The sequence below is a fragment of the Legionella parisiensis genome (assembly GCF_001467945.1).
Lineage (GTDB): Bacteria > Pseudomonadota > Gammaproteobacteria > Legionellales > Legionellaceae > Legionella > Legionella parisiensis.
This window is the reverse complement of record NZ_LNYQ01000013.1, coordinates 1,852,645-1,870,344: the sequence shown is the minus strand read 5'-3', so window position 1 is coordinate 1,870,344 and position 17,700 is coordinate 1,852,645. Positions and strand designations below refer to the sequence as shown.

The following is a 17,700-nucleotide window of genomic DNA, read 5'->3' as shown; positions in this document are numbered from 1 at the left end:
GACAAAAATAACGATATGAAAATACCTATGGAAAAACAACATTCAGGAAAAAAATCTGGTGCATCTAAAAAACACATGCCTAGCTATGTTGTAAAACGACTTAGCGAGGGTAGTTTTATATTAATTTTAACGAGTGCTCTTTTTGTGCTCTTGTCTTTACTGACTTATAACATCAGCGATCCTGGATTTTCACATGCTTCACGAGCTGGAGCGGTTGTTGCAAACTCAGGGGGGCGAGTGGGTGCATATATTGCAGACGCTCTTTACTTCGTATTTGGATATTTTGCCTACTTGGTACCTATCGCTTTTGTTTATATTTCCTGGGCCTTATTGCATGATCTTCGTGCATTAAAAATTCTTGATAAACGTGTTTTAGTTCTTCGTTCTATTGGATTGATGCTTATGTTTGCTGGGGGCTGCGGCTTATTAAGCCTTGAGTCGGAGATGAATCAATTGGATTCTATTCATGGTGCCGGAGGATTTATAGGACAGGCTGTTGGTGGTGGTTGGTATCAAATGCTGAATTTATATGGAGCAAGCTTGGTGCTGTTTGCTATGCTTTTGGTGGGAACTACGTGGTTAACCGGGTTATCCTGGATAAGAGCAATTGAACTCATCGGCTTTTATACATTATTTGCTGCAAATTATATTTCTAAGGCAATACAAAAAGTAGTACATCTTTTTAAGACTCAAACCGAGCTCTCAAAGTCGTCAAAAGAAATAACCAAAACACCTCGCGATAAACCGGCTCCGAAATTATTTAAACCAAAGATAGAGAAAGAAAGTGAGGTTGTAGTGACTCCTCCTATTTTAATTACTAACGAAGTAAAACCTGACATTGTGAAACCGGTTAAGGAAATAAAAGAAATCCGTATCCCCAAAGTCAGTACTTCCGGTGAATTACCCTCTCTAAGCTTGTTAGATAAAGGACAGCCTGGAAAACCAATGGGAGGGTACACGCATCAGGAACTGGAGAATTTATCACGGGAAGTAGAACAACATTTACTGGATTTTGGTATTCAGGCTGGTGTGGTAGCTGTCCATCCTGGGCCTGTAGTAACTCGCTTTGAATTACAATTGGCTGCAGGTATCAAAGTAAGTAAGCTGACTGCATTGGCTAAAGATTTAGCTCGTTCTTTGTCTGTAATTTCGGTTCGTGTTGTTGAAGTAATCCCAGGTAAAACTGTGGTTGGATTGGAGCTACCCAATCATTCGCGAGAAACTGTTCGATTATCGGATGTTTTATTAGCGGATGTATATCAGCAAGCCCATTCACCGATTACCTTAGCCTTAGGGGTTGATATTGCAGGGCACCCTGTAGTGGTTGATTTGGCAAAAATGCCGCACTTATTGGTTGCTGGTACAACAGGTTCTGGTAAATCAGTCGGTATTAATGCCATGATTTTAAGTATCTTGTTCAAGGCAACCCCCGATCAAGTTCGTCTCATTATGGTTGATCCTAAAATGTTGGAGTTATCCGTTTATGATGGTATTCCGCATTTGTTGACTCCTGTTGTTACTGATATGAAAGAGGCTGCCAGTGCTTTGCGTTGGTGCGTCGAAGAGATGGAACGTCGCTATAAACTGATGGCTGCTTTGGGTGTAAGAAACCTGGCAGGTTACAATAGTAAAATCGCCGAAGCGATTGCTGACGGCCAACCCTTGGTTAATCCTTTATGGAAGCCTGTTGATTCAATGGATGAAACAGCCCCAGAGTTAGAGCTATTACCCTATATTGTCGTCGTGATTGATGAGCTTGCTGACATGATGATGGTTGTGGGTAAGAAGGTGGAGCAGTTAATTGCACGCATTGCTCAAAAAGCTCGCGCCGCTGGAATTCATATGATTCTTGCTACTCAAAGACCTTCGGTGGATGTTTTGACTGGGTTGATTAAATCAAATATTCCTACAAGGATGTCGTTTCAAGTTTCGTCAAAAATTGATTCTCGGACTATATTAGATCAACAAGGTGCTGAACAATTGTTAGGACATGGAGACATGCTCTATTTGGCACCAGGAAGCGGGGCTCCTTTACGTGTGCATGGCGCGTTTGTGGATGACAAAGAGGTTCATCGTATTGCTGATGACTGGCGCGCGCGAGGACAACCTGATTATATTGATGATATTTTAAAATTAACGGCTGATGGTAATGAAGGCGGAGCAGATGAGGACGGTCAATCCGCTGCTGAAGATGATGACCCTCTTTATGATCAAGCTGTAGAGTTCGTTATTCAAACACGTAAAGCTAGCATTTCTGCAGTTCAACGACGTTTAAAAATAGGTTATAACCGCGCAGCAAGAATGGTTGAGGAAATGGAGCGAACAGGAATTGTCGGTCCATTGGATGGTGGTTATCGTGATGTCTTGGTGTCATCCGTGACGGAGGATTAGCAATGAAAAAAATATTAATCGCACTACTCTTAAGTGTTTCTATCGCAGGATATTGTGAAACACCTGACACATTGTTGCAGGCCAAATTAAATGGCATTCGCGCAATGACAGCTGTCTTTAAGCAAACAGTAAAAGCCAAACATCGAGTAGTATCTCGTTCATCAGGAACTATGGCATTACAAAGACCAGGTCGATTTCGTTGGCAGACGACACAGCCTATGGACCAGTTAATGGTGGCTGATGGCCAGAAAATTTGGGTCTATGACAAGGACTTGGAGCAAGTAACTGTTAAAGCGCAACAAAAAGGTTTAGGAGGAACTGCGGCTTTATTCTTGAGTGGTTATGACGATACTGTAACCCGAGATTTTAAGGTGACTCAGAGTAATGTGGGTAATGAGCTTGTTTTTGATTTGAAATCAAAATCACCTAAAGCAAATTTCCAGCGGATAAAATTGATGTTTCGCCAAAGTACCTTAACAGGCTTGGAGCTTTATGATCAATTGGGTCAAGTGACAACGGTCCAATTATTGCGAATCAAATTAAACCCTAAATTGGCTGCTAGTTTATTTCAATTCAAGACGCCAAAAGGGGTTGATGTGGTCCGGCAATGAGCTTATTTAAGACGATGCCTACACCACCATTAGCAGAACTATTAAGGCCCAAAAGTCTGGATGAAGTAATTGGGCAAAGTCATTTATTGGGAGAAGGAAAATCGTTACAGCTTAGTTTTGCCGGGAAAAAACTTCATTCAATGATTTTGTGGGGGCCGCCAGGAGTTGGTAAAACAACGATTGCCCGCATTGCCGCCGAAGCTTTTGACTGCGAATGGATAGCGCTTTCCGCGGTGTTCTCTGGTGTTAAGGATATCCGTGCCGCAGTGGAAAAAGCTCAAGAAAATCTGACTTTTGGTAAACATACTTTATTGTTTATTGATGAAATTCATCGTTTTAACAAAGCGCAACAAGATGCATTATTGCCCTATACTGAATCGGGTTTAGTGACCTTCATAGGGGCTACTACTGAAAATCCTTCTTTTGAAGTAAATTCAGCTTTACTGTCACGCGCCCAGGTTTATGTTTTAAAGTCTTTGACTGATGAAGAGTTAAAACGTTTGTTCGAAAAAACATATAAGGCTGTTTTATCTCATATTCAGTTTGATGATAACGCGATAGAAATGCTTATTGGATTTGCTGATGGTGATGCCCGACGATTATTAAATACCCTTGAACAATTGCTTGCAGCATGTACCACGATGAATAATGTTCATGTCACTAAAGAATTTGTTATGAATTCACTGACAGGGCAGGTGAGACGTTTTGATAAAGGTGGCGAAAATTTTTACGATCAAATTTCTGCGCTGCATAAATCAGTGCGCGGCTCTCATCCTGATGCAGCGCTTTATTGGTTATGCCGTATGTTGGATGGGGGAGTGGATCCTAGTTATTTGGCACGGCGTATTGTGAGAATGGCATGGGAAGACATTGGTTTAGCTGATCCGCGTGCTATTCAAATTGCCAATGATGCCGCAGCTACTTACGAAAGGTTGGGCTCTCCTGAGGGAGAGCTTGCGCTGGGAGAAGCTATCATTTATTTATCAATTGCTGCAAAAAGTAACGCAGCTTATGTTGCATTCAACCAGGCTATGGATTTTGTAAAACGGGATAAATCTCGAGAAGTACCTATTCATTTACGTAATGCTCCTACCCGTTTAATGAAAAAGCTAGGATATGGAAAAGAGTATCGATACGCTCATGATGAACCCCATGCTTATGCTGCTGGAGAACATTATTTACCTGAAGGGATGCAGGAGCCCGGTTGGTATAAACCGGTAAATCGTGGTTTAGAAATCAGGATTACTGAGAAGTTAGAGTTTTTAAAATCATTGGATGAAAAAAAACGAGAATCTTAGCCTGAGTTCAGAGACGCATCACTCAGGCTATATCCTATAGTGATGCCCTAGAGCACCACGATTTATTCTCTTCACATAGATTTTCTATTTCTTCTAATAACTCTTTTTTGATCAAGTCAAGAGATGTATAACTGTAAAACAATGAGTGGCGTGTGCGTAAACCAGTAATACAACTCGTTAAAGAATCAAGAACTAATGCATTACAATCTCGGGGAATCCAATCCGGATCTTCATGATCGGAATTAGATATTTTGTATACGTTGCCAAAGTCAACTAAATACGCCCTGAAGGTACCATCTTCCTTTTTTTCTATCAGAATATTGTCCAGCTTCAAGTCACCATGACGTAGCCCCAAGTTATGAAATCTGCTTAGCTCATCAACAATAGCAAGTATTTGTCGGCAATAAATCAGGGGATCTTCATGATAATTACTCAAACTATAACTTACTGGAGAAGCCTTTAAAAATGGTAAAACCAATCGAATCCTCCCATCTTCATCCCTAAACAATTCTGCTTTTTTTTCTGGATATACTGTATTCCATATTATTTTTTCTTTTTCATAGGCAGTTGCATAAAAATTAATAATCTCCTCACTGTCTCTGCTTTTATAACGAGGTTTTTTAACAATGAAAGTGGGTTTGTTTTCTATTCCAAAAAATCTATTGATTGAAGTATATCCACCTGGATTACCTCGAAGTGGAGTGTATATAACTCCATTGAGTTCGAAAGTTGAGTTACTCTTTTTAAGTTTATTAGAAAATTCATATTTGTATTTCGTCATAATAATCACCTGATTCACTGTCAAAATGTCAACCAATTACATTAATTATCAGTTAACTTGTTGCGAAATCATGCAAGAAAAATTTTTAGATCGAAGTCATGAGCTTTATTTTTGTCAAAATTAACTCATGCAGCAGTCCAAAATCTAACATTTTTGCGCAAAATTTTAATTTGAGCGCTTTGTATTGGTTTGAAACTTGAAAAACCAGTATCGCGAAACCTGAACACTGGTATTGGAGAGGGTTAGTTTGTTAGCGCTGTTTACAAATAACTCCGCCCAACCTCGACAACAGTGTCCAGGCAGCGCATCATCATCATTGGTTGTAAATAGGTTAGTTGCATTTTAGATAGTAATAATATCAAGCAGAAATACATTATGCATAAATTTATTTATAATATCAAATGCAAAGAAAAAATCGAGTTTACATTAATTGTATGATTTTCAATGTATTTTCATTTTATTCTAAATTTGTTACAGTCATCTTATTAATTAAAATAATTTCATCCAGTATGCATTATTCTAATTACCAAACATGTGCTGTAAGACCGCAAATACCTCTTTCTGAGTGGGATATTTTATCCAGCTTGCCAACCGCTTTAGTAATTATCAATTCTCAAGGACGAATTGTATGGTTAAATCCACCAGCTGAAGCTATGTTAGGATATGGATTACTCGATTCATTATGGTTGGATGTGATTTTACGTGCTTTTGTTCCTCGCGCGGATGACGGGCATGAGGTTTCTCTGGCAGATGGCCGTCGTGTCCATGTAGCGATTGCCACACTGGACAGTTTGCCGGGCATATTAGTCAGTTTAACTGATATAACTGCGACGCGTGATTATGAAAAAGCTAAAGAAAATGAAAAACGATTAGTCTCAATTGGTACAATGACTGCACAACTCGCACATCAAATTAGAACTCCGTTGGCCTCAGCTATGTTGTATACAGAACATTTTAATAATCTTCCTGATTTGGATGTGCGTACTCAAAACTGGATTCATCGATTACAAGAGTGTCACACCAGTATTGAGCAGCAAATTCAGGACTTATTGTTGTTTGCACGAGGTACTACAATAGAGCCGACACGTATGGATATGAATTATTGGTGTTCCTTGCTGGTACAACGTGCGCAGCCTTATGTTTTAGCTCGTGATGTAACATTTAATATGAACAATAGGCTGATTTCCAGTGAGTCATTAATTCATGCAGAGTCATTAATTGGTGCCGTTTTAAACTTAGTGATCAATTCACTGCAGTCTGATGCAACAGAAATTAATTTAACACTTGCATCTATGGATGATTCAGGTATACAAATATCAGTAGAGGACAATGGTAAAGGAATGACTGAAGAAGTAAAGAACCAGGCTTTTTCCCCTTTTTATACTACAAAGGCACAAGGAAATGGTTTGGGTTTGGCGGTTGTTTATGCTGTAGTAAAGGCACACGGCGGGCGATTGAGTCTGGAATCTACAGAAGGAGTTGGAACTCAAGTTAATTTGTTTTTGCCGAATATTTAAGTCGTCATCCTGAGCATGTTGAAGTGTCTCCTGTTTGAGTTTTAAAAAAACTCAGGAGGTGTTTTACCGAGCCCCGGATGATATCCTTTTTATAACACTTAGAAAAAAAGGACTTTTTATGAGTCATGTTTTAATCGTTGAAGATGATCCAGTATTAAGGGAAGCGCTGGCTGAAACAATGACTATTGCTGGCCATACATATATTACTGCTAAAGATGGCAAGGAAGCTTTGGCGCTTCTCGAAATTCATAATCCATCAGTAGTATTAACGGATATTCGCATGGATGAACTTGATGGAAATCAGCTCTTAGCCGAGATCCAGAAAAGAAGGCTTGGTTTACCTGTAATTTTGATGACTGCTTATGGATCAGTACAAGATGCAGTGAATGCCCTTCATAACGGTGCTGTGGATTATTTACAAAAGCCATTTAGTGCCCAAGTGTTAACTGAAAAAATAAATCAATATATTAAAGTGGAGTTTGACGAGCATACTGGGGAGCCCATTGCCCAAGATCCTAAAAGTCAAGCATTACTGACAATGGCATTAAAAGTGGCTCAATCGGATGTTGGTGTGATGATTAGCGGGGAGAGTGGCACGGGGAAAGAGGTTTTAGCTCATTTTATTCATGATCATTCACCCCGGAAAAAGCAGCCTTTCATTGCGATTAATTGTGCTGCTATTCCTGAGCAAATGCTCGAGGCTACTTTATTTGGTTATGAAAAAGGTTCGTTTACTGGAGCTTATAAATCTACTGCTGGAAAGTTTGAGCAGGCACAAGGGGGAACTTTGCTTCTTGATGAGGTAAGTGAAATGCCTTTAAGCTTGCAAGCTAAATTGCTTCGAGTTTTGCAAGAGAAAGAGGTGGAGCGAATTGGAGCCAATAAAACAATTAGTTTAGATGTACGCATTCTGGCAACGACCAACAGGCAGCTTAAGGATGAGGTTAAGGCTGGTCGGTTTAGAGAAGACTTGTTTTATCGTTTGAATGTATTCCCATTGCAGTGGCACCCTTTACGTGAAAGAAAGAATGACATAATTCCCTTGGCTAACTATCTAATTCGTAAACATTGCCAGCATAAGCAACCAGTGGTTCCGGTTATTTGTCCAGCAGCCCAGAAGCTGATGTTGGCTTACCCATGGCCGGGGAATGCTCGCGAACTAGATAATGTAATTCAACGAGCGTTAGTTTTACAAACTCAAGGCATTATAGAAGCAGAGCATTTACAATTGTCATTGAACGCTACCTTGGTTCCTGAAACCACTCCGTCAGCTAATAGTAAAAACTTGCAAATTCATGAATTTGAATTAATTGAAAAAACTTTATTAGAGAATGAAGGAAATAGACAGAAAGTCGCAGCTTTATTGGGGGTAAGTGAACGAACATTACGCTATAAATTAGCGAAAATGCGCGAGGAAGGTTACACAGTGTAAAATTGTATTACCTTAGCGTAATGACAAACTATGCTAACCTGAAGGCTGCTGTGTGACACCAGGTCACCAGATAAGGGAATAAAACGCCAAATAATTATGAGGTAAATAAGGATATGAGTGATATTAATACAGCTAATCTGCTACATCAGATAAAGATAATGTCTGCTAAGGCTGAAGGTGCAGTGATTGAAACAGAAACCAATCAATCTCCTTTTGGCACGGTATTTCAGCAAGCATTAAATCAAGTCAATGAGTTAAATCAATCTTCAGACTCTTTAAAAACACGTTTTGAAATGGGTGATCCTAACGTGAGTTTAGGGGAGGTAATGATAGCGGCCCAAAAATCCAATTTGGGGCTTGAAGCTACTGTTCGGGTTCGCAACAAAGTGGTACAAGCATATCAAGACATTATGAATATGCCAGTATAATTAGGAGTTTGATATGGCATTGGCTGATAGTGCATCAACAGTGGCAGCAAAGTTTGCAAATCTTTCTATTGCGCGTCAAATTGGTTTACTTGTGGGGGTAGCCGCAAGTATTGCCATCGGTTTAGCAGTTGTTTTATGGTCTCGTGATCCGAATTATGTTCCTTTATACACGCAAATGAATGCGCGTGATGCTGCTGAAGTAGTCTCTGCCCTTGAGCGTAATGGCTTTGATTTTAAGATTGATAATAACAACAGCATGATTATGGTTGCAGCCGATAATCTGCAAAACATACGCCTTAAACTGGCAATGGAAGGATTGCCTCGGGATCCTGTCGCTTCAGGAGAGCTTTTTTCCAGCTCTAATGCGTTTAACAGTAGTCAATTTATGGAAAACGCGCGGTACAAGCAGGCGCTAGAAGCTGAGCTTGCTCGAACTATAAGTAAGTTCCATGATATTAAATCAGCTCGAGTTCACTTAGCAATTCCCCGTGAATCGGCTTTTGTTCGTGATGCTCACGAGCCTAGTGCTTCTGTTTTCCTAGATGTTTATTCAGGTTTGGAGCTTAAAAAGCATACAATTGCCGCAATTGTAAATTTGGTTGCATCCAGTATTCCAAATCTCTCTGCAAGTCGGGTTACGGTTGTCGATCAGGATGGGCAATTGCTTAATGAAGGCGGAGGACAAACTCTTTTTACAGAGACAGAGCGATTTTTAGATTACAGGCAAAATTTGGAACACCAATATGCTCAAAAAATTCAAGATATTTTAACACCAATACTCGGTTATGGACGGGTTAGAGCAAAGGTTTCTGCTGATATAGATTTTACCAGCTATGAGCAAACGCAAGAAATGTTTAATCCTGAACTGCCTTCTCTGCGAAGTGAACAAACCATGGAAGAGAAGCGTAATGTTTCAAATGATGCAGTTGGAGTTCCTGGGACTTTGTCTAATACACCACAAGCTAAACCTGCTCTTACTCCCAAAAATGCACCTCCTAAAAATGTACCGCCAAATGCCCAACCACAACCACCAACAGCATCAGATAACAGCCAATCGACGGATATGCGCACACAAAGTACTAAGAATTTTGAGCTGGATAAAACAGTTAGTCATACCAAAAATCAACCTGGAACGATTAAACGAATCACTGTTGCAGTTTTGGTAGACAACAAAGCGGTAAGGGATGAGAAAACTAAAAAAATGTCGAAAACTCCTCTAACGCAAAAGGAAATAGAGCAAATAAAACTACTTGTTGCAGATGCAATTGGATTAAATGCACAACGTGGTGATAGTTTAAATGTGATCAATACAGATTTTGTTAAGCCTGATCCTATAGCTGCTATTCCTGAGGAGCGTTTTTGGCAAAAAGAAATTTTCTGGTCCATAGTGAAGCAAACAGCAGCCGCTTTATTTGTTTTGGCTTTAATTTTTGGTGTGCTAAGACCAATGTTAAAAACCCTCGCCAGTAATCGAAATGCCAGAGGTATTGCAGTTGATGAGCAACCTATAGCAGATCTGACCTATGATGGAACAATTTCAATCAAAGAAGCAAATGATTATGAGTCGCAGTTGAATTTATTACGCCAGGTTGTTGATAAAGAACCCAAGCGCGTAGCACAGGTAGTTAAAAATTGGGTTGATCGAGGGTAATTATGGATGGGATTGAGCGTGCTGCTATCTTGCTATTAAGCATGGGTGAAAAAAATGCTGCTGAAGTATTAAAACATCTTGAGCCAAGACAAGTACAAAAGGTGGGGGTCGCGATGACGACGCTCAGCAATGTTACCAAGGCGAAAATGGAAAATGTGCTTGTCGAATTTACAAATGCTATTGGAGACCAAACCAGTTTAACGGTTGATACAGAGCATTATTTACGAACGGTACTTATTGAAGCTTTAGGATTAGAAAAAGCGACTCCCTTTATTGATCGAATCCTGATTTCGGATAAAGACAGTGGGCTTAACCGTTTAAAATGGTTGGATGGTCGATTAATTGCTGATGTAATACGCAATGAGCATCCACAAATTATTGCAACAATATTAATTCATTTAGATAGTGAACAAGCTGCTGAAGTGGTGCGTTATTTTAGTGTGGATAAACGATCAGAAGTATTATTGCGGATGTGCAATATTGATACAGTAAAACCGGAAGCTATTTCAGAACTAGGACAAGTTATAGAGAAACAACTCAGTGGTCAGAAAGTAAGTAAATCTGCCTCTGTGGGAGGCATTAAGAGTGTCGCTGATGTAATTAACTATTTTGATGGTGCTATGGAGGAAGAAGTACTCAATAAGATTAAAGATTGGGATGAGGAACTAAGCGAAAAAATCCGAGACAAAATGTTTGTCTTTGAGAATTTGGTGGATATGGATGATCGAAGCATGCAAACATTATTGCGTGATGTGACGCCTGAGCAATTAAAACTGGCTTTGAAAGGAACTACTGAGCCTACTAAGGAAAAAATATTCTCTAATATGTCTAAACGTGGTGCTGATTTATTACGAGAAGATATTGAATTACAAGGCCCCGTAAAAGTAGTTGATGTAGAGCGTGCTCAACGTGATATTCTGGCTATAGCAAAAGGTCTTGCAGAAGATGGTAAAATTGCACTAGGCTCCAAAGCTGGAGATGAGATGATTTAACCTGGAGGCTGTGTACAAGGAACCAGGTTTTTTGGGGCTCACTGCACTAAAGTTACATTATGAGTAGATATGATTTTCAGGGATGATAACTATATGTCAAATGAATTTGAGCCTTACCTAAAGAAAAAAGAGAATAACAGCGAGTTTAGTACCTGGGAATATGAGTCGATTATAAATAATGAAGCGAAGGTTGAAATCAATGAAGAGGAGCGTTTTCTTGCTGAGTGTGAGCGTTTAAAGCAAGAAGCTAGAGAAAAAGGCTATGCGGAAGGTATGCAACAAGCACAGGTTGAAATTAATGAAAAAAGGAAAAAGTTTGTATATTGGCTTGATCTGCTGCAAAAACCCGTAAAACTTGTGGATGAACAGGTTACGCAAGAAATAATTCAAACAATAATTTGGTTAACTCAGCATTGTATTGGTGTGGAGCTATCCGTTAATCCTCATAAGTTAAATGATTTAATCAATGCTCTCAAATCCGAGTTGCCTTCCCTACAGACCTATAAAGTGCTTGCCATGCATCCAGAAGATGTTAACTGGGTCAAAACTGAATTTGGTGAAAAAGAGATACCTGGTCTGCAAGAGATTTTGGTAGCAGATCCTTTATTAAATAGAGGCGATTTTTATTTAAAAGGAGAATATAGCGAATTAGATGGTCGAGTATATACCCGTTTATCCACTTTGTTCACAAAGTATGTTACTCACGATTTGATTGAACCTTTGCAAAATTAGGATGAGCAGATGAAAATTTATGAGTCTCATCTGAGCAAAGTGTTGCATGAAATTCGCGAAAAGAAACAGTCAGGATTATTACATTGTGGTCGCATAAGTCGGGCTGTTGGTCTCACATTAGAGGCAAAAGGTTTTAATCAACCTGTTGGAGCGCGTTGTTTTATTACTATTGATAAATCACGTACTATTGACGCCGAAGTAGTTGGTTTTAGCCAAGATTGTGTATATTTGATGTCCATTGGTGCGATTCAGGGACTTGCTCCAGGAATGATTATTACCCCAACTGGGCGTGTTGCTCAGGTTGAAGTAGGGACTCAATTATTAGGGCGAGTTATAAACGGTTCTGGAGTTCTTATAGACGAAGGCCCTCCTCTTGAGTTAAGTGAGGTATACCCATTAATTAGCCCTGCAATCAATCCTTTAAAAAGAGCGGTCATTGATACACCTTTAGATGTAGGAATACGTGCAATTAATGGATTACTTACTGTTGGACGAGGCCAACGAATTGGGTTATTTGCAGGATCAGGGGTAGGAAAATCTGTTTTATTAGGAATGATGACCCGTTTTACCAAAGCTGATGTGGTTGTTGTTGGTCTGATTGGTGAGCGTGGCAGAGAGGTCAAGGAATTTATCGAATTAAATTTAGGTGAAGAGGGGTTAAAGCGTGCGATTGTTGTCGCAGCACCCGCAGATGAAAGTCCTCTAATGCGTTTACACGGTGCTAAAGTAGCTACGAGTATTGCTGAGTATTTTCGTGATCAGGGCAAGCATGTACTCCTGCTGATAGACTCTTTAACTCGTTTTGCTCAGGCGCAAAGAGAGATTGCTCTATCTATAGGTGAGGCGCCAGCAACCAAAGGTTATCCTCCTTCTGTATTTGCCAAACTACCAAAACTTGTCGAACGCGCTGGTAACGGAGAAGCTGGTAGCGGATCCATTACTGCATTTTATACAGTCTTAACTGAAGGCGATGATCTGCAAGATCCTATTGCAGATGCAGCACGGGCTATTTTGGATGGGCATATTGTCTTAAGTCGGTCTATTGCGGAAGAAGGACAATATCCTGCTATTGATTTGGAAGCTTCTATTAGTCGAGTAATGCAAACTATAGTATCTGAGCAACAAATGAATGATATGATATTATTCAAAAAGAATTTGTCACTATATGAGAAAAATAAAGATTTCATATTGCTTGGTGCTTATGCTACAGGGAGTGATCCGAATCTCGATAAGGCGATTCAAGTTCGAGATAAAATTCGGAAATATATGGAGCAAAGTATCAATGAACGTGTTCTTTATAAGGAAAGCGTGGATATGTTATCCCAGTTAGCATCATCTTTTGGAGTTAATGGATGAGTCAGCGATTGGAGCGTTTAAAACAGTTTTTACAGATTAAAAGAGAAGAAACTCGTATTACATATCAAGAGCTTTTAAAAGCACAGGAGCAATTTAAGCAAAATAAGTTAAAGCATGATCAGTTAGTCGCGTATCGACAGGATTATCTGAAGCAAGTAGAGAAAATTGGTGAACAAGGAACGATAGTAGCTCGATTACGTAATCGTATCGATTTTATTAGCCATTTGGATACAGCTTTAATACAATTAAACGCACATTTGGCGCATTTAGGGAAAATAAGGGCTAAGGCTGAACTCAAGTATAAACAGTCAAAAATTTCTGAAGAAGGGGTTAGTCAATTGGTAGACCGGGTTAATAAGATCGAACAACTCAAATTACAGCGCATCGAACAAAAAGAAAATGATGAGTATGCGCAAAAGCAATGGTATAGTAAAAAAATCAATGAGTAATCGAACACAACACGTGAGTACAGTATTAAAAAGAGTTTGGATGCTTTTAGCTGTCCTAATTATCCTTATGGCTGTTTTATCCAGCATATTTCGCTCTTTAACTCCCTGGGCAAAAGAATACAAAGGAGAAGTAGAACATCATCTATCAATCCTTATAGGGCAACCTGTGACCATACAAACAATGGAAACAGGATGGTATTGGTTTCAACCGGTACTTAAATTAAACCAGGTTACTTTGGGAGATGATTCAGAGCATAATTTTCGTATCAATAAACTGCTAGTCGGAATTAACTTATTTAAATCATTATGGAGTTGGCAGATCCAACCGGGCGTACTCTTTATTGATGACATGCATCTCAATTTGAGAGAAATGGATAACCATTGGTCTATTGATGGTATGGCCACCGATCCACTAAGTAATGATATGACCCCAGAGAAAACCAAACAGATGTTGATTTGGTTATCACAGCAAGAACACTTAGTCATTAGACACGTTTCAGCTTATTTCCATTTTAGCGACGGGGGCTTGATTCCCGTTAATGGTTTAAATGTATCGGTAGCAAATCGCGGCAGGCATTACAAGTTTAAAGGAGAGGCGCGACTTGCACAAACAAGCAGCACTAATTTTCAACTGCTAGGCGATGGATATTTTGATCCAGAGCATTTTGAGGACATTGAAGGGAAGTTTTATTTTTCAGCTAATAATATTGTACCTGCTCAATGGCAAAATTTTTTTCCTAAGACAACTGAGCATTTTGAAGGGGGTAAGGGCAATATTAATTTATGGCTTGATGTACATCATGGTGCGGTTTCTTCAGTCCAAGCACAGATAACATTTAAGCGGTTGGCCTGGCGACTGTTGAATAATCAGAACAGCCAACTTATTCAATCATTCTTTGCCAATCTCTCCTGGAAGCCTGACAATTTAGGTTGGCAGCTTCAGGCTGATCCAATTAGATTGCGTATTGGTGGTGTGGCTTGGCCTGAGAATAAATTATTGCTCAAATATAATAAAGAACAACAAAGTTATCTATTATTCGTAAAATCAATCATTATTGAATCTTTGTTTTCTGATGCGATTAACTGGCCTAAAAGTATCCAAAACATATTGGCTATGAAGCCACAGGGAATTTTAAAAGATACTCAGGTACTCATCTCATTAAATACCAATGTTTCGGTTATTCCTCCAATCCCGGTTTTTAGCATGGTTACTGCAAAGGAGCGTTTGCAATCAGAGCCTTCGACCATACTAAGCACAGACCCAAATGCCACTCACACATCTCAAAAAAGAGAGGTTCATTTTTCCATTGATGACTATTCTATAAATTATGTTTTAACGCGTTTTGAACAGTTAGGATGGGATGCCAAAGATGATATTCCCCAAATAAATAATCTTTCAGGTGTAATAAACTGGCAACCTGAACAAGGACGATTGGAGCTTGATTCTGAAAATACATCGATAAATGTCAAAGGTTATCCAGCGCAAACATTAAATTTACTTAATGGTGCTTTTGACTGGAAAGAGTTAAATGATGGTTTACGAGTTAGTATGGAGCGATTTGTAGTAAGCCAGCCTGAGTTAACATTAAGTATGCAAGGTGCAGTGGATGAGTTGACTCACCAATCTATGGGGCATGTTCGTCTTGCTGCAGAGTTTTCTGGTAAGAATTGGCAACAATGGGTCCCGTTTTTACCTAAAAAATACATGAAACCTAAATTATATCTTTGGTTAAAAAATGACGTAAAACAGATTGCAAATGCGAGTGGAAGAGTAAGGATTAATGGTTTGGCAAAAGATTTTCCTTTTGATAATAATAGCGGCGAATTTATTATAGAAAGTTATGCAAGTGGTGGAGAGATAGCAATCAACTCCAAATGGCGGGCTATAAAAGAAATTGATGGATTTATTCATTTAAAAAATCGTGATCTTAGTATTGATATAGTCCATGCAAATTTCCAAGGTGTACCTACGAAAGAAATGCATTTGCGCATCGATGACATTGGAAAAAATAAAGAAAATTTATTGGTGACTGGAAAAATTGATGCATCAGTTCAAAAAATGATTAATTATATTATGGCTTCTCCTTTAAGAAAAAAACTAACACTTTTAAAAATGCTGTCCATTAAAGGATCTGCCTTACTCGATTTAAGCGTACAGGTTCCATTATATCCGGAAAATGATGATGTACTTGCTACAGGAAATGTAACCTTTAAGAATAATACTATTAAAGTGAATCATGAATTAGCCCGTTTTTTTGTACAAAATCTATCTGGCGGGTTGAAGTTCAATGAAACAGGGATAACAGATAGTTACCTGTTTGCTGCTATCTTCGGGCATCCAATGAACATCAAAATTCAGTCAATTAAAACACCTGTGCCTGCAACAACAATTGCACTCAATGGAAAATGTACAGTTGATTCATTAAAAAACCAATTTAAATTGCCACAACTAGCTTTAGTTGATGGCTCATTAGATGTGAATGCCATACTAAAATTAAGTGATAAACCTTCTGAAGCAGATAGCATCAGTTTTAATAGTACTTTGGAGGGGATGGATGTTAATTTACCTGCGCCCTTAGGTAAAAAAGCAAATGAAAAGGCACCCCTGGAATTAATTCTTGAACTCAATGCGAAAAAATCAATGCGCTTACGAGGTAGTTATGATAATCGCTTAAGCGCCGATCTATTATTCAATAATTCTAAAGAGGGTTATGCTTTTGATTCAGGGCAGTTGCGTTTAGGTAGTGCGAATGCTGTAAATCAAAAATTACCTGGACTTTCGGTAGTAGGTGTCTTAAAGGGATTTGATCTTGAGGAGTGGAAGGATATATATAATCAATTCTCTTCAGAAAAAGCAGATTCATCTCTATTAAGTAATTTGCGAATTATTAATGTCACTATAGATAAATTCAGTTTTTTGAAACAGCAGTTTAATAAAATTATAGTCAAAGCAAAAATATTGCCGAGCAAGAATTGGTCTTTTAATTTACAACAAAAAAATATTGCTGCTGACTTAATTTATCATGCACCTACTCATGAATTAAGTGGTCATGTCCGCCATTTAAATTTGGCTCAGATCGATACCGCGGATAAAGAGTTTGCAATAGCAACGCAAATGCATCCAAATCAAATACCCAACCTTAATTTGCGTGTTGATAATTTGTCTGTAGGAAAAGTGCAAGTGGGTGATGTCACCTTGAAGAGTAAATCTACCATTGAAAAATGGAAAGTGGATTATTGCCAGATTACATCTCCAGTTTATCAATTTAATATTCAGGGAGAATGGGTTCAAAAAGAAAATGTAAATCAGACAAATCTTGATGTAAAACTAAATATCACAAATTTAGCTAAAACTTTAGAGCGTTGGAATGTAACTCCTGCTGTTCATGCAAAAAAGGGATATATGGAGTTTCATGGGGGATGGAAAAAGAGTTTGTATCAATTTTCCCTAGCTTCATTAAAAGGAACTATGTATTTACAACTTAAAAATGGAAGAATTACGCATTTAAGCAAGGAGACAGAAGAAAAGCTAGGCCTAGGTAAATTATTAAGTATCCTAAGCTTGCAGACCATTCCTCGCCGGTTACAATTGGATTTTAGCGATTTGGCGCATCAAGGATATAGTTTTGATATTTTTCAGGGAAACTTTATTGTGAATAAAGGAATCATGGTTACGCAGGATAGCTATCTTGATGGTCCAGTTGCTTATGCAAGTATGAAAGGAGATCTTGACTTAGTGAAACATACTTATGATCTGAGCTTGAAAATATCTCCGCACATAACAGCGAGTTTGCCAGTTGTTGCAACTATCGCTGGTGGTCCTGTAGCAGGGGTTGCAGCTTGGGTCGCGAATAAAATTATTAATCAGAGCATGCAAAAAATTTCGGCATACAGTTATAAAATTTCAGGGCCATGGAGTGAGCCTGTTGTACAACAGATCGGAATGGTGAAAAAAATAATGATAAAAGAAGAGTCATTATCTGAGAGCCGGTAATTTTGTAACTTGGTGTAGTGCAGTGAAACCAGGGATAAGATCAAAGACCATTAACTTAATGTCAGTCC

At 38.8% G+C, this 17,700-nt stretch carries 13 protein-coding genes; 12 read left to right on the top strand and 1 reads right to left on the bottom strand.

Features of this window, described 5'->3' with window-relative positions; genetic code table 11:
• Positions 1-27: 27 nt before the first annotated feature.
• Genes Lpar_RS14375 through Lpar_RS14365 form a run of 3 tightly spaced genes read left to right on the top strand, consistent with a single transcriptional unit; the run spans position 28 to position 4,300 of the window.
• Complete coding sequence (locus tag Lpar_RS14375; RefSeq protein WP_058518572.1) at positions 28-2,391, top strand: DNA translocase FtsK; 2,364 nt, start codon at positions 28-30, stop codon at positions 2,389-2,391.
• A 2-nt stretch (positions 2,392-2,393) separates the two neighbouring features.
• The gene (lolA, locus tag Lpar_RS14370; RefSeq protein WP_058518571.1) at positions 2,394-3,002 is read left to right on the top strand and encodes an outer membrane lipoprotein periplasmic chaperone LolA; all 609 of its coding nucleotides are present in this window, start codon (positions 2,394-2,396) and stop codon (positions 3,000-3,002) included.
• A complete protein-coding gene (locus tag Lpar_RS14365) occupies positions 2,999-4,300 on the top strand; it encodes a replication-associated recombination protein A (protein WP_058518570.1) in 1,302 nt (433 codons plus the stop codon). The genes lolA and Lpar_RS14365 overlap by 4 nt, the downstream gene beginning before the upstream one ends.
• Before the next feature lie 34 nt (positions 4,301-4,334).
• Here Lpar_RS14365 and Lpar_RS14360 read toward each other — a convergent pair whose 3' ends face one another.
• Positions 4,335-5,081, bottom strand: coding sequence for a lipopolysaccharide kinase InaA family protein (locus Lpar_RS14360; RefSeq protein WP_058518569.1), 747 nt, complete (start codon positions 5,079-5,081; stop codon positions 4,335-4,337).
• A 509-nt stretch (positions 5,082-5,590) separates the two neighbouring features.
• Here Lpar_RS14360 and Lpar_RS14355 point away from each other — a divergent pair.
• The 9 genes from Lpar_RS14355 to Lpar_RS14315 all read left to right on the top strand — a co-directional run bounded on the left by Lpar_RS14355 (position 5,591) and on the right by Lpar_RS14315 (position 17,632).
• A complete protein-coding gene (locus Lpar_RS14355) occupies positions 5,591-6,598 on the top strand; it encodes a sensor histidine kinase (protein ID WP_058519289.1) in 1,008 nt (335 codons plus the stop codon).
• Positions 6,599-6,716: 118 nt separating this feature from the next.
• The gene (locus tag Lpar_RS14350; RefSeq protein WP_058518568.1) at positions 6,717-8,030 is read left to right on the top strand and encodes a sigma-54-dependent transcriptional regulator; all 1,314 of its coding nucleotides are present in this window, start codon (positions 6,717-6,719) and stop codon (positions 8,028-8,030) included.
• A 113-nt stretch (positions 8,031-8,143) separates the two neighbouring features.
• A complete protein-coding gene (fliE, locus tag Lpar_RS14345) occupies positions 8,144-8,458 on the top strand; it encodes a flagellar hook-basal body complex protein FliE (protein WP_058518567.1) in 315 nt (104 codons plus the stop codon).
• A 13-nt stretch (positions 8,459-8,471) separates the two neighbouring features.
• Positions 8,472-10,109, top strand: a complete 1,638-nt coding sequence (gene fliF, locus Lpar_RS14340) for a flagellar basal-body MS-ring/collar protein FliF (protein ID WP_058518566.1) — start codon at positions 8,472-8,474, stop codon at positions 10,107-10,109.
• 2 nt (positions 10,110-10,111) lie between these two features.
• Positions 10,112-11,101: a flagellar motor switch protein FliG gene (gene fliG / locus Lpar_RS14335; protein ID WP_058518565.1), complete on the top strand. Its 990-nt coding sequence runs from the start codon at positions 10,112-10,114 to the stop codon at positions 11,099-11,101.
• A 93-nt stretch (positions 11,102-11,194) separates the two neighbouring features.
• The gene (locus Lpar_RS14330) at positions 11,195-11,833 is read left to right on the top strand and encodes a flagellar assembly protein FliH (RefSeq protein ID WP_058519288.1); all 639 of its coding nucleotides are present in this window, start codon (positions 11,195-11,197) and stop codon (positions 11,831-11,833) included.
• Positions 11,834-11,842: 9 nt separating this feature from the next.
• Complete coding sequence (fliI, locus tag Lpar_RS14325; RefSeq protein ID WP_058518564.1) at positions 11,843-13,189, top strand: flagellar protein export ATPase FliI; 1,347 nt, start codon at positions 11,843-11,845, stop codon at positions 13,187-13,189.
• Positions 13,186-13,638, top strand: coding sequence for a flagellar export protein FliJ (locus Lpar_RS14320; protein ID WP_058518563.1), 453 nt, complete (start codon positions 13,186-13,188; stop codon positions 13,636-13,638). Before fliI ends, Lpar_RS14320 begins: the two co-directional genes overlap by 4 nt.
• Positions 13,598-17,632, top strand: coding sequence for a YhdP family protein (locus Lpar_RS14315; protein WP_420324264.1), 4,035 nt, complete (start codon positions 13,598-13,600; stop codon positions 17,630-17,632). The genes Lpar_RS14320 and Lpar_RS14315 overlap by 41 nt, the downstream gene beginning before the upstream one ends.
• Positions 17,633-17,700 lie beyond the last annotated feature (68 nt).